At 64.6% G+C, this 12,627-nt stretch carries 11 protein-coding genes and 1 tRNA gene; 3 read left to right on the top strand and 9 right to left on the bottom strand.

Features of this window, described 5'->3' with window-relative positions; genetic code table 11:
• Window positions 1-49: 49 nt before the first annotated feature.
• Window positions 50-994, top strand: a complete 945-nt coding sequence (gene speB / locus P0X85_RS01570) for an agmatinase (RefSeq protein WP_275807417.1) — start codon at window positions 50-52, stop codon at window positions 992-994.
• 77 nt (window positions 995-1,071) lie between these two features.
• On the opposite strand, the gene P0X85_RS01565 is transcribed toward speB, so the two are convergent.
• Window positions 1,072-1,147, bottom strand: a tRNA-Ala gene (locus P0X85_RS01565).
• 186 nt (window positions 1,148-1,333) lie between these two features.
• Window positions 1,334-1,660, bottom strand: a complete 327-nt coding sequence (locus tag P0X85_RS01560) for a TIGR02300 family protein (protein WP_275807415.1) — start codon at window positions 1,658-1,660, stop codon at window positions 1,334-1,336.
• Window positions 1,661-1,812: 152 nt separating this feature from the next.
• Between P0X85_RS01560 and P0X85_RS01555 the strand changes: the two genes are divergently transcribed.
• Window positions 1,813-2,499, top strand: a complete 687-nt coding sequence (locus tag P0X85_RS01555) for a M48 family metallopeptidase (protein ID WP_275807738.1) — start codon at window positions 1,813-1,815, stop codon at window positions 2,497-2,499.
• A gap of 32 nt (window positions 2,500-2,531) precedes the next feature.
• Window positions 2,532-3,179 (top strand): GntR family transcriptional regulator, encoded by a 648-nt coding sequence (locus P0X85_RS01550; protein ID WP_275807412.1) that lies wholly within the window; start codon window positions 2,532-2,534, stop codon window positions 3,177-3,179.
• Window positions 3,180-3,293: 114 nt separating this feature from the next.
• Here P0X85_RS01550 and lpdA read toward each other — a convergent pair whose 3' ends face one another.
• The 7 genes from lpdA to sucC form a co-directional block, all read right to left on the bottom strand.
• A complete protein-coding gene (gene lpdA, locus P0X85_RS01545; protein ID WP_275807410.1) occupies window positions 3,294-4,682 on the bottom strand; it encodes a dihydrolipoyl dehydrogenase in 1,389 nt (462 codons plus the stop codon).
• Between the two features lie 188 nt (window positions 4,683-4,870).
• Window positions 4,871-6,391, bottom strand: a complete 1,521-nt coding sequence (gene odhB / locus P0X85_RS01540) for a 2-oxoglutarate dehydrogenase complex dihydrolipoyllysine-residue succinyltransferase (protein WP_275807408.1) — start codon at window positions 6,389-6,391, stop codon at window positions 4,871-4,873.
• A 3-nt stretch (window positions 6,392-6,394) separates the two neighbouring features.
• A complete protein-coding gene (locus P0X85_RS01535; protein ID WP_275807404.1) occupies window positions 6,395-9,364 on the bottom strand; it encodes a 2-oxoglutarate dehydrogenase E1 component in 2,970 nt (989 codons plus the stop codon).
• Window positions 9,365-9,413: 49 nt separating this feature from the next.
• Window positions 9,414-9,815 (bottom strand): hypothetical protein, encoded by a 402-nt coding sequence (locus P0X85_RS01530; protein ID WP_275807401.1) that lies wholly within the window; start codon window positions 9,813-9,815, stop codon window positions 9,414-9,416.
• 14 nt (window positions 9,816-9,829) lie between these two features.
• Entirely contained in the window at window positions 9,830-10,183 is a 354-nt protein-coding gene (locus P0X85_RS01525) for a hypothetical protein (RefSeq protein ID WP_275807398.1), read from the bottom strand.
• A gap of 265 nt (window positions 10,184-10,448) precedes the next feature.
• Window positions 10,449-11,336, bottom strand: coding sequence for a succinate--CoA ligase subunit alpha (gene sucD / locus P0X85_RS01520; protein WP_275807395.1), 888 nt, complete (start codon window positions 11,334-11,336; stop codon window positions 10,449-10,451).
• 4 nt (window positions 11,337-11,340) lie between these two features.
• On the bottom strand, window positions 11,341-12,534 hold the full coding sequence (gene sucC, locus P0X85_RS01515; protein WP_275807392.1) for an ADP-forming succinate--CoA ligase subunit beta: 1,194 nt from the start codon (window positions 12,532-12,534) through the stop codon (window positions 11,341-11,343).
• Window positions 12,535-12,627: the final 93 nt, after the last annotated feature.

The raw sequence follows: 12,627 nt of genomic DNA, 5'->3' as shown, positions 1-12,627 counted from the left end.
AGCGGCGCGGGGCAGGAGCCTCGCGCCGTTTTCCAAAGGAGTGTCACGCATGGCGCATGGCTATGAGTCCGGTCGCTTGAACCTGCCCTTCGTCGGCATCTCGACCTTCGCCAAATCCCCCTATCAGCCGGACTGGAGCGCCATCGACGCCGATGTCGCGGTGCTCGGTGCGCCCTTCGACGCGGGCACCCAGTGGCGGGCGGGTGCGCGGTTCGGGCCGCGCGGTATCCGCGAGGCCAGCACCCTGTTCTCTTTCGGTCATGCGGGCGCCTACGATCACGAGGATGACGTGACCTATCTCGACGGGGTGCGGATCGTGGATATCGGCGACGCGGACATCATCCACACCGATACCAAAGGCAGCCATGCCGGGATCGAGGCGGGCGTGCGGGCGATCCTGAAGGCGGGGGCGCTGCCAGTGGTGCTGGGCGGCGATCACTCGATCAACATCCCCTGCATTGATGCGTTCTCCGAGCAGGAGCCGATCCACATCGTCCAGATCGACGCGCATCTCGATTTCGTCGATGAGCGCCATGGCGTGCGCAATGGACACGGCAACCCGATGCGCCGCGCAGCCGAGAAGCCTTGGGTGACCGGGCTCAGCCAGTTCGGCATCCGCAACGTCTCTTCGACCGCCAAAGAGGGTTATGACGCGGCGCGGGAGATGGGCTCCGATATCCTCTCGGTGCGCCAGATCCGCGCCCTCGGCGTCGAGGCCGTGTTGGAGCGTGTGCCTGCGGGCAAGCGCTATTACCTCACGATCGACATCGACGGTTTCGATCCTTCGATCGCCCCGGGCACGGGCACGCCGAGCCATGGCGGGTTCCAATATTACGAAGTGCTCGAACTGGTCGCGGGGCTGGCGAAGCGGGGGCAGATCGTCGGGATCGACCTTGTCGAAGTGGCACCACCCTACGACCCGACCGAGATCACCTCGATCCTTGCCGCGCAGCTTTTGCTCAATACGCTAGGGCGGATATTCGCGCCGCGCTAAACCGCGAAAGCCCGTGCGTCGTCAATAGCGCGCATGGGCGTGCCCGGCGCTGCTAGGAATCAGATTTAGGAAGTGATTGGTGGAGCCAAGGGGAGTCGAACCCCTGACCTCTTGAATGCCATTCAAGCGCTCTCCCAACTGAGCTATGGCCCCACCGGAGGTCTCGCGCGGGCAAGCCCATCGCGTGTGGGAGGCGTATAGAAACTTCGTGGGCGGGGCGCAAGAGGAATTTCATCCTGCGCGCGCGAAAATCCTGCGCGCTGACGCGGGGCCGATCCGAAAAAGCAAAAGCGCGAAAGCCGTAGCTTCCGCGCCCAAGCCATTCGGGACAGACGGGACTTAGTTGTCCTCATCCTCCTTGCTCACATCGGCGATTTCGTCGAGCGAGACGTTATCGTCGTCGTCATCCTCGAGCAGATCGTCGTCCAGATCCACGTCGCCGGAATCGTCGTCGAGATCGTCCGCATCGTTCAGATCGTCAACATCGACCTGCGACGTCTTGCTGGTCTTTTCGGAGCTGATCACGCGGCTACGGCCTTCGGTCAGGCTTTCGAGCGTGAAGCTGTTCGCGCAGACGGGGCAGGTCATCGGGTCTTTGTTCAGATCGTAGAACCGGCTCGCGCAATGCGGGCAGAGGCGCTTGACGCCCCATTCCTCTTTGGGCATGGAATTCTCCTAGCATCGCTCTCATCAGAGTCGCAGCCAACTGCCATACTGGTTGCGGGGTGTCAAAGCCTTTCTCGCTCTCGCTGGCCGCAAGCCGTGCCAAAGCCGCAATTCATCTTTCGGAGACCACCCTGAGCCCCGCCAAACCCCCGATCCTGTCGCTGCCGGACCGGCGCGAGGTGCCGCTGGTTCTGCGTCGCTCGGCGCGGGCGCGGCGCTACAGTCTGAGGGTGTCGCGCCTTGACGGGGCGGTGACGCTGACCCTGCCGCGCTTTGCCTCCGAGGCTGACGGGATCGCCTTTGCGCAGTCGCAGGCGGACTGGCTCGCGCGGCAATTGGCGCAGATCTCCCCAGTGCAGAGGGTGACGTTCGGGGGCCTGCTGCCCTATGAGGGGCGCGAGTTGACGATCACGCCCGCCGCGCTGCGCGCGCCCCGGATCGAGGGAGAGGTGGTGTTCGTGCCGCAGAACCCGGAGCGGCTGGGCGGCAGTCTGGAGGCATTTCTGAAGCTCGCCGCCCGGCAACGGCTGCAAGCGGCCAGCGAAGCCTATGCCGCGCAGATCGCCCGCCCGATCCGGCGGATCACACTGCGCGACACGCGCTCGCGCTGGGGCTCGTGCAGCCATGACGGCTCGCTCAGCTATAGCTGGCGGCTGATCATGGCGCCGCCCGCGGTGCTGGACTATGTTGCCGCGCATGAGGTCGCGCATCTGGCAGAGATGAACCACTCGCCCGCCTTCTGGGCGGTCGTCGAGCATCTGCGACCGAGCTTCCGCGCCGAGCGGGCGTGGCTCAAGCGCGAGGGTGGGCGGCTTCAGGCGATCCGCTTTCGTGATTGACGCAAGACGCGTTTGTGATCACAAATGCCGCTATGACAACGCTTACCACCCGTCCCATAGAAACCGCCGCGCATGACCGGCTCTATCGCACGCTGCGCCAGCAGATCATGCATGGCGAGATTCAGCCGGGACAGGCGCTGACACTGCGGGGCTTGGGCAAGCAATATGGGGTGTCGATGACGCCCGCGCGCGAGGCCTTGCGGCGGCTGGTGGCGGAGGGCGCCTTGATGCTGTCCTCGTCGGGGCGGGTCGGGACGCCGGAGCTGTCCAACGAGCGGATCGAGGAGCTGGCGGCGCTGCGGGCGCTCATCGAGCCGGAGCTGGCGGCGCGGGCCTTGCCGCGCGCGCACCTTGCGCTGATCGACCGGCTGGCGGCGATCAATACCGCCAATGCCGAGGCCGTGGCGAAGCAGGACCCGGTGAGCTATATCCGCACCAATCTGGAGTTCCACCGCACGCTCTATCTGCGCGCGCAGGCGCCCGCGATGCTGGCGGTGATCGAGACGGTCTGGCTGCAGCTTGGGCCGACGATGCGGGCGCTCTACAACCGCGTATCGCGCAATGAACCGCCGCGCCATCATCGCATGATCCTGACCGCGCTGCGGGCCGGGGACGAGCCGGCGTTGCGGCTTGCGGTGCGCGCCGATGTGACCCACGGGCTGCGGCATCTGGCGGGGTAAGAGGGGCTCTGCCCCCTTGGCCTGCGGCCAATTCCCCCGGAGTATTTCAGGTTTGATGAAAGCGAAAAGGGCGACCGCACGGGCCGCCCTTTGTCATTGATTTGATGACAGAAATCAGGCGTGGATCGCACCGTCGCCACAGGCGAGCGCGGCCTCGCGCACGGCCTCGGAATAGGTCGGGTGTGCGTGGCAGGTCAGCGCGATGTCCTGTGCCGAGGCACCGAATTCCATCGCGACGCAGATTTCGTGGATCATGTCGCCAGCTGCCGGGCCGATGATATGGCAGCCGAGGATGCGATCGGTGGCCGCATCGACGATCAGCTTGACGAAGCCATCCGCCTGGAACACGGCCTTGGCGCGGCCGTTGCCCATGAAGGAGAACTTGCCGACCTTGTAGGCGCGGCCCTCTTGCTTGAGCACCTCTTCGGTTTTGCCGACGGAGGCGACCTCGGGGGTGGTGTAGATCACGCCGGGGATCACGTCGTAGTTCACATGGCCATGCTTGCCGGCGACCACTTCGGCCACCGCCATGCCTTCGTCCTCGGCCTTATGGGCGAGCATCGGGCCGGTGATCGCGTCGCCGATCGCGTAGATGCCGGGGACCGAGGTTTGCCAATGTGCGTCGGTTTTGATCTGACCGCGCGGCAGCATCTCGACGCCGAGCGCTTCGAGGCCGAGGCCATCGGTATAGGGTTTGCGGCCGGTGGCGACGAGCACGACCTCTGCGTCAAGCGTCGCATCCGAGTCGTCCTTGCGCAGCTTGTAGCTGACGGTGGCCTTGCCCTTGGCGGTCGAAACGCCTTGGACGGCGGCGCCGAGGACGAACTTAAGGCCCTGTTTCTGAAGGATCTTCTGGAAGCTCTTGGCGATCTCGCCATCCATGCCGGGGGTGATCGCGTCGAGATATTCGACCACGGTCACATCGGCGCCGAGGCGCGCGTAGACCGAGCCCATTTCGAGGCCGATCACGCCTGCGCCGATCACCACCATCGACTTCGGGATCTTGGGCAGCGAGAGCGCGCCGGTCGAGGTCACGACGGTCTTTTCGTCGATCTCGATGCCGGGCAGCGAGGCCGGTTCCGAGCCGGTCGCAACGATGATCTTCTTGGCCGAGTGGACTTCGTCACCGACCTTGACCTGACCAGCCGCGGGGATCGAGCCCCAGCCTTTGAGCCAGGTTACCTTGTTCTTTTTAAAGAGGAATTCGATGCCCTTGGTGTTGCCGCCGATGACATCATCCTTATAGGCTTGCATCTGTTTCCAGTCGACCGAGGGGCTTTTGCCCTTGAGGCCCATCTTGGCAAAGTTGTGCTCTGCCTCGTGGAGCTGGTGGGTCGCGTTCAGCAGCGCCTTGGAGGGGATGCAGCCCACGTTGAGGCAGGTGCCGCCGAGCGCGTCACGCCCTTCGACGCAGGCGGTTTTCAGCCCGAGCTGGGCGCAGCGGATGGCGCAGACATAGCCGCCCGGGCCGCCGCCGATCACGATCACATCAAAATCTGCCATGGTGTTTCGTCCTTTGCTTCGAGGCTGAAATCAAAAGCTGGTTTTCAGCTGGTTTTCAGCCAGATTTCCGCCAGATCGCCACCGCGTCACATCTTGGGGCAGGGCGGGCCCGAAGCGGGCCGAGGCGCGTCAGTGTGAGAGGGCGCGCGCCCCGCGACCCACGAGGGGCCGGGGGCGCGCAGAACGGATTACAGATCCATCAGCAGGCGGCGCGGGTCTTCCAGCGCCTCTTTGACGCGCACGAGGAAGGTCACGGCGCCTTTGCCGTCGACGATGCGGTGATCGTAGGAGAGCGCGAGATACATCATCGGGCGGATCTTGATCTCGCCGTTGATGACCATCGGGCGGTCCTGGATCTTGTGCATGCCGAGGATACCCGATTGCGGCGGGTTGAGGATCGGCGAGGACATCAGCGAGCCATAGACACCACCGTTCGAGATGGTGAAGGTGCCGCCTTGCATCTCGGCCATCGAGAGCTTGCCGTCACGGGCGCGCTTGCCCTTCTCGGCGATGGCTTTCTCGATCTCGGCGAAGGACATCTGGTCGGCGTCACGGATCACCGGAACCACGAGGCCGGTGGGCGTGCCCGCGGCCACGCCCATGTGGACGTAGTTCTTGTAGACGATGTCGGTGCCGTCGATCTCGGCGTTCACTTCCGGCACTTCCTTGAGTGCGTGGCAGCAGGCCTTGGTGAAGAAGGACATGAAGCCCATGCGCACGCCGTGCTTCTTCTCGAAGGCGTCCTTGTAGGTGTTGCGCAGCGCCATCACCTCGGTCATGTCCACCTCGTTATAGGTGGTGAGCATGGCGGCGGTGTTCTGGCTGTCCTTGAGGCGCTTGGCGATGGTCTGGCGCAGCTTGGTCATGCGCACGCGCTCTTCGCGGGCGGCATCTTCCTGGTTCGGCGTGCCGCGCGGCGCGGCGGCGGCGGGCGCGATGGACACGGCAGGCGCGGTTTTCGCACCGGCATTCGCCACGTCTTCCTTCATGATGCGGCCGTCTTTGCCCGAGCCCTGAACCGAAGCCGGGTCGATGCCCTTCTCGGCCATCAGCTTCTTGGCGGAGGGTGCGTCTTCGACATCCTTGGCGCCCGAGGCGGCCGGAGCGGCGGCGGGGGCCGGTGCGGCGGCTGCGGGGGCAGCGGCGGCGGCGCCTTCGCCTTCGGCGATCACGGCGAGCTTGGCGGTGGCGTCGACAGTGTCACCCTCTTTGGCGAGGATTTCGGTCAGCACGCCTGCGACCGGCGAGGGAACCTCGACCGAGACTTTATCGGTTTCAAGCTCGCAGAGCATTTCGTCCTGCGCGACGGTGTCGCCGACTTTCTTGAACCAGGTGGAAACCGTCGCCTCGGACACCGATTCGCCGAGCGTGGGGACCATAACGTCAGTCATTTTGACCTCATTGGATTGGGGCGCGGCTGCGGCGGCGCCGGTATTTTCGGATTTCGGAGCGGCGGGCGCGGCGGCGGCGCCCGCTTCGGTGATCATGGCAAGGAGGGCATCGACACCGACCGTCTCGCCTTCGGCGGCGACGATCTCGGCGAGGGTGCCAGCGGCGGGCGCGGGCACTTCGACGGTCACCTTGTCGGTTTCAAGCTCGCACAGCATCTCATCCTGCGCGACCGCGTCACCCGGCTTCTTGAACCAGGTGGCGACGGTGGCTTCGGAGACGCTTTCGCCAAGCGTGGGAACGCGGACTTCGGTGCTCATCTATCAACCCTCCAATGCGTCATGGACGAGCGCTTCCTGCTCGGCCTTGTGGCGGCTGGCCAGACCCGTCGCGGGCGAGGCCGAGGCGGCACGGCCTGCGTAGCGGGCGCGCCCGTGTTTGGCGTCGATCTTGCCGAGTACCCATTCGATGTTCGGTTCGACGAAGGTCCAGGCGCCCTGGTTCTTCGGCTCTTCCTGACACCAGACGATCTCGGCGCCCTTGAAGCGCGAGAGTTCCTTGACCATCGAATGCGCCGGGAACGGGTAGAACTGTTCGAGGCGCAGGATGTAGACATCCTCGAGACCGCGGGCGTCGCGCTCGGCGAGCAGGTCGTAATAGACCTTGCCCGAGCAGATCACGACGCGCTTGATCTTGTCGTCGGCGGCCAGCTTGAACTCCGAGTTACCCTGATGCTGGGTGTCGGCATCGTCCCACATCACGCGGCGGAAGAAGGAGCCGGTGGTGAACTCTTCAGCCTTCGAGGTGCAGAGCGGGTGACGCAGGAGCGATTTCGGCGTCATCAGGATCAGCGGCTTGCGGAAGTTGCGGTGGATCTGACGGCGCAGGATGTGGAAGTAGTTCGCCGGCGTCGAGCAGTTGGCGACGATCCAGTTATCCTCTGCCGAGAGTTGCAGGAAGCGTTCGAGACGGGCCGAGCTGTGCTCGGGGCCCTGACCTTCGAAGCCATGCGGCAAGAGGCACACAAGGCCCGACATCCGCAGCCATTTACGCTCGCCCGAGTTGATGAACTGGTCGAACATGATCTGCGCGCCGTTGGCGAAGTCGCCGAACTGGGCTTCCCAGAGGGTGAGCGCGTTCGGTTCCGCCAGCGAGTAGCCGTATTCGAAGCCAAGCACCGCGTATTCGGAGAGCATCGAGTCGATGACCTCGTAGCGCGCCTGACCCGGCTTGATGTTGTTCAGCGGGTAGTAGCGCTCTTCGGAGGTCTGGTCGATCAGGCCCGAATGGCGTTGGCTGAACGTGCCGCGGGTACAGTCCTGACCCGCGAGGCGGACCGGGAAGCCTTCGGTCAGGAGCGAGCCGAAGGCCAGTGCCTCGGCGGTCGCCCAGTCGAAGCCCTTGCCGGTCTCGAACATCTTGGCTTTCGCCTCGAGCTGACGGCCCACGGTCTTGTGCAGGTCGAAGTTCTGCGGCGGCGTCGAGAGCGCGCGGCCCACTTCGGCGAAGGTGGCGGGGCTGACCGAGGTCACGCCCGCGTCGTAGTCTTCCTTCTCGCGGTCAAGATGCGACCAGCGGCCATCGAGCCAGTCGGCCTTGTTCGGCTTGAACTGTTTGCCGATCTCGAACTCTTCGTTCAGGTGCGCCTGGAAGGCGGCCTTCATGTCCTCGATCTCGCCCTCGGGGATGAGACCGTCCGCGACGAGACGCTCGGTATAGAGTTGCAGCGTGGTCTTGTGGCCCTTGATGCGTTTGTACATCTGCGGGTTGGTGAACATGGGCTCGTCGCCTTCGTTGTGACCGAAGCGGCGATAGCAGAACATGTCGATGACCACGTCTTTGTGGAACTTCTGGCGGAACTCGATCGCCACCTTGGCGGCGTGGACCACAGCCTCCGGGTCGTCGCCGTTCACGTGGAAGATCGGGGCTTCCACCATGAGCGCGATGTCGGTCGGATAGGGCGAGGAGCGCGAGAAATGCGGCGCGGTGGTGAAGCCGATCTGGTTGTTCACCACGATATGGATGGTGCCGCCGGTGCGGTGACCGCGCAGGCCCGAGAGGCCGAAGCATTCCGCGACGACGCCCTGACCGGCAAAGGCCGCATCCCCGTGCAGCAGAACCGGGAGAACCTGCATCCGCTCTTCGGTGTCGTTCAACTGATCCTGCTTGGCGCGGACCTTGCCGAGGACGACCGGGTTCACCGCCTCGAGGTGCGAGGGGTTGGCGGTCAGCGACAGGTGGACCTTGTTGCCGTCGAACACGCGGTCCGACGAGGCGCCGAGGTGGTATTTCACGTCGCCCGAACCGTCCACGTCCTCGGGCTTGTAGGAGCCGCCCTGGAATTCGTGGAAGATCGCGCGGTAGGGTTTCGACATCACGTTGGCCAGAACCGAGAGGCGGCCACGGTGCGGCATGCCGATCACGATCTCCTTGAGGCCAAGGCTGCCGCCCCGCTTGATGATCTGCTCCATCGCCGGGATCAGCGCCTCACCGCCATCGAGGCCGAAACGCTTGGTGCCCATGTATTTCACATGGAGGAACTTTTCGAAGCCCTCGGCCTCGACCAGCTTGTTCAGGATCGCGCGGCGGCCCTCACGGGTGAAGGTGATTTCCTTGCCATACCCCTCGATCCGCTCCTTGAGCCATGCGGCCTCATCGGGGTTCGAGATGTGCATGTATTGTAGCGCGAAGGTGCCGCAATAGGTGCGCTTCACGATGTCGATGATCTGGCGCATCGACGCGATCTGGAGACCCAGAACGTTGTCGATGAAGATCGGGCGGTCCATGTCGGCCTCGGTGAAGCCGTAGGATTTCGGCTCAAGCTCCGGGTGCGGGGTGCGCTCGGCCATCCGCAGCGGGTCGAGATCGGCGATCAGGTGGCCGCGAATCCGGTAGGCGCGGATGATCATCAGCGCGCGGATACTGTCGAGCACGGCGCGTTTGACCGCCTCGTCCGAGACCTCGACGCCTTTCTCGGCGGCTTTGGCCTTGATCTTGTCGCCTGCGGCCTTGCCTTCCTTGGCGGGCACCACCGGCCATTCGCCGGTGAGCGCGCCGGTCATGTCATCGGCGGGCGCGGGCGGCCAGTCGGCGCGGTCCCAGCTTGCGCCGGCAGCCGATTTCTTCACGTCGGTCTCGATATCGCCCAGCGAGGCGAAGAACGCGGCCCAGGCATCGTCGACCGAGGTCGGGTCGGCGGCAAAGCGCGCGTAGAGCTGTTCAACATATTCGGCGTTATGCCCTTGCAGGAAGGACGACGCTTGGAACTGGTCGTTCGGAGATTGGTCGTTCATGATATCACCTTGAGGCGTCTGAGCGTGTCTGTGTTCATCCGGGCCCTTGTCAGGGCGCGAGGTTGCATTGCGTCGAGGCATCGATCCGGGCGTCGGGCGCCACGCCGCAGATATCGCGGGCCATGGCGAGCGACATGAGGCCGATCTCGTCCTCGGTCATCTGGGTGAGGTCCTTGCCCTTGAGACGGGCTTCGATCTCGGCATTTGAAGGGTTCGCCTCGATTGCGCGCGCAAGGCCCGGCGCGGAGCGTCGGATCTCGTCCATGCTCATCGCTCCGGGTTGAGCGAGGGCCGGTGCGGGACCAGCGGCGGCGGGTTTGCCGTAGGACGAGGTGTAGGTCGACTTGGTATAGGCGACCGGCCCGTCAGTGCGGCCTTGGAGCGGGGCGCCATCACAGCCCGCGACAAACGCGGTGCCGATCAGGGCCAGGGCGGGGTACAAGCGGCGCATCGGTGCGGCTCCGCTTACTGGCACATGGCCTGGGTGGTGGTCCCCTGACCACCGACCACAGAGGTTCGGCCAAGATCGGCCCCCGAGAGCGTCTTGCCGAGGCCGTGGCAGTGCTGGGCGGCGACGCGGAGCTGTTCCTCCGGGGTGAGCTGACGGTTGGTGGTGAAGGCGGTCTGGCCGGTCACCGGATCGACGACGACGATGCCGACATGCGCGGGAGTGTCGGTCGAGCTGACCGGCGCGGGGCCATTGGCGGCATAGATCAGGCTGGGCGGAGTGCCGCCGGATTGCGCACCCGAACAGGCGGCGAGCGCCACGGCGCAGGCCAAAGCGGCAAACGGTTTTGCGTCGCTAAATGTGCTGGTCATTCGATCCTCCCCCGATCGTGCCAAAAAGGCCGACAGCCGGGTGGGCACGGAGCGCACGGACCCGCGCGCCCTGCGGCACGCCTTTGCGGGTCTGTCGGTCATATTGGCCGTCATCAAACGCACTCCATGGCCGGCGGCTTGCCGGTGTCTTCCGAGCTTGGCTCGAAAGGGCAAAGCAGAGGGGGCCGGTCTCTGATTTGCTCTTGCGAGAGGCGCGCGCGTGGCGCCGAAGGGGTGGGGGCGGCGTGAACCGCCCCCGCAGATGTCATGCGCCCTTGATCGCCTTCATCACGGCTTCGCCGAGATGCGCGGGGCTTTCGGCGACCACGATGCCCGCCGATTTCATGGCTTCGATCTTGCTCTCCGCATCGCCTTTGCCGCCGGCGACGATTGCGCCCGCGTGGCCCATGCGGCGGCCCGGAGGGGCCGTGCGGCCCGCGATGAAGCCAGCGGTCGGCTTCCAGCGGCCTTTCTTGCGTTGCTCGGCGAGGAATTCCGCGGCTTCCTCTTCGGCAGTGCCGCCGATTTCACCGATCATGATGATCGAGGTGGTTTCCGGATCGTCGAGGAACATGTCGAGCACGTCGATATGCTCGGTGCCTTTGATCGGGTCGCCGCCGATGCCGACGGCCGAGGACTGGCCGAGGCCGAGGTCGGTGGTCTGCTTCACGGCCTCATAGGTCAGCGTGCCCGAGCGCGAGACGACGCCACAGGAGCCGCGCTTGTGGATGTGGCCCGGCATGATGCCGATCTTGCACGCGTCCGGGGTGATGATGCCCGGGCAGTTCGGCCCGATCAGGCGCGATTTGCTGTCCATCAGCGCGCGCTTCACCTTCATCATGTCGAGGACCGGGATGCCCTCGGTGATGCAGACGATCAGTTCCATCTCGGCGTCGATGGCCTCGAGGATCGAGTCGGCCGCGAAGGGCGGGGGCACGTAGATCGCGGTCGCGTTGGCGCCGGTCACGTGTTTCGCTTCGTGGACCGAGTTGAACACCGGCAGGTTCAGGTGGCTGGTGCCGCCTTTGCCGGGGGTCACGCCGCCGACCATCTTGGTGCCGTAGGCAATCGCCTGCTCGGAGTGGAACGTGCCCTGCGAGCCGGTGAAGCCCTGACAGATCACCTTGGTGTTTTCATTGACGAGGACTGCCATTGGATTACCCCTTCACCGCTTTGACGATTTTCTGGGCGGCGTCGGCGAGGTTGTCGCCCGCGATGACGTCGAGGCCCGAGTTGTTGATGATCTCTTTGCCCTTCTCGACGTTGGTCCCTTCGAGACGCACGACGAGCGGAACCTTGAGGCCCACCTCTTTCACGGCCGCGATCACGCCCTCGGCGATGACGTCACAGCGCATGATGCCGCCGAAGATGTTCACGAGGATGCCTTTGACGTTCGGGTCCGAGGTGATGATCTTGAAGGCCTCGGTGACTTTCTCTTTGGTGGCGCCGCCGCCAACGTCGAGGAAGTTCGCCGGTTCGGCACCGTAGAGCTTGATGATGTCCATCGTGGCCATTGCGAGGCCCGCGCCGTTCACCATGCAGCCGATTTCACCGTCGAGCGCGATGTAGTTCAGGTCGAACTTGGAGGCTGCGAGTTCCTTGGGGTCCTCTTCGGTCTCGTCGCGCAGAGCGGCGATGTCCTGATGGCGATAGATGGCGTTGCCGTCGAAGCCCACTTTGGCGTCGAGCAGCTTGAGGTTGCCGTCTTCCATCACGATCAGCGGGTTGATTTCCAGCATCTCCATGTCCTTCTCGGTGAAGGCACGGTAGAGGTTGCCGAGCAGCGCGACCATCTGCTTCACCTGCGCCCCTTCGAGGCCCAGCGAGAAGGCGACGCGGCGGCCATGATAGGGCATGTAGCCGGTGGCCGGGTCGATCACGAGGTTGAGGATTTTCTCGGGGGTCGAGGCAGCGACTTCTTCGATGTCCATGCCGCCCTCGGTCGAGCAGACGATCGACACGCGCGAGGAGCCACGATCGACGAGCAGCGCGAGATAGAGTTCGCGCGAGATGTCCGAACCGTCTTCGATATAGATGCGGTTGACCTGTTTGCCCGCCGGGCCGGTCTGGTGCGTCACCAGCGTCTTGCCGAGCATCTGCTTGGCCATCGCTTCGGCCTCTTCGACCGACTTGGCGAGGCGAACGCCGCCTTTTTCACCGGCTTCGGGCTCTTTGAACTTGCCCTTGCCGCGGCCACCGGCGTGGATCTGCGCCTTGACGACCCAGAGCGGCCCGTCGAGTTCGCCGGCTGCGGTCTTGGCTTCGTCGGCCTTGAGGACCACACGGCCGTCGGAGACCGGGCAGCCGTAGCTCTTGAGGAGCTGCTTCGCCTGATATTCATGAATGTTCATGGCATTTTCCCATGCTGGTGCGATTTGTGGCCTTCTGGCACATCCGGGCAATGTGACAAAACGATAAATGCCCTTCGGGCGGCCAGATCGGCA

The organism is Pseudothioclava nitratireducens (genome assembly GCF_029210495.1).
GTDB lineage: Bacteria > Pseudomonadota > Alphaproteobacteria > Rhodobacterales > Rhodobacteraceae > Pseudothioclava > Pseudothioclava nitratireducens.
The sequence above is the reverse complement of the archived record's forward strand: the minus strand, read 5'-3'. Positions and strand labels throughout refer to the sequence as shown.

Excerpts from the sequence above, each read along its gene's own strand:
- speB (WP_275807417.1), top strand. The coding sequence starts at position 50 with ATGGCGCATGGCTATGAGTCCGGTCGCTTGAACCTGCCCTTCGTCGGC.
- P0X85_RS01560 (WP_275807415.1), bottom strand. The coding sequence starts at position 1,660 with ATGCCCAAAGAGGAATGGGGCGTCAAGCGCCTCTGCCCGCATTGCGCG.
- P0X85_RS01550 (WP_275807412.1), top strand. The coding sequence starts at position 2,532 with ATGACAACGCTTACCACCCGTCCCATAGAAACCGCCGCGCATGACCGG.
- lpdA (WP_275807410.1), bottom strand. The coding sequence starts at position 4,682 with ATGGCAGATTTTGATGTGATCGTGATCGGCGGCGGCCCGGGCGGCTAT.
- odhB (WP_275807408.1), bottom strand. The coding sequence starts at position 6,391 with ATGAGCACCGAAGTCCGCGTTCCCACGCTTGGCGAAAGCGTCTCCGAA.
- P0X85_RS01535 (WP_275807404.1), bottom strand. The coding sequence starts at position 9,364 with ATGAACGACCAATCTCCGAACGACCAGTTCCAAGCGTCGTCCTTCCTG.
- P0X85_RS01530 (WP_275807401.1), bottom strand. The coding sequence starts at position 9,815 with ATGCGCCGCTTGTACCCCGCCCTGGCCCTGATCGGCACCGCGTTTGTC.
- P0X85_RS01525 (WP_275807398.1), bottom strand. The coding sequence starts at position 10,183 with ATGACCAGCACATTTAGCGACGCAAAACCGTTTGCCGCTTTGGCCTGC.
- sucD (WP_275807395.1), bottom strand. The coding sequence starts at position 11,336 with ATGGCAGTCCTCGTCAATGAAAACACCAAGGTGATCTGTCAGGGCTTC.
- sucC (WP_275807392.1), bottom strand. The coding sequence starts at position 12,534 with ATGAACATTCATGAATATCAGGCGAAGCAGCTCCTCAAGAGCTACGGC.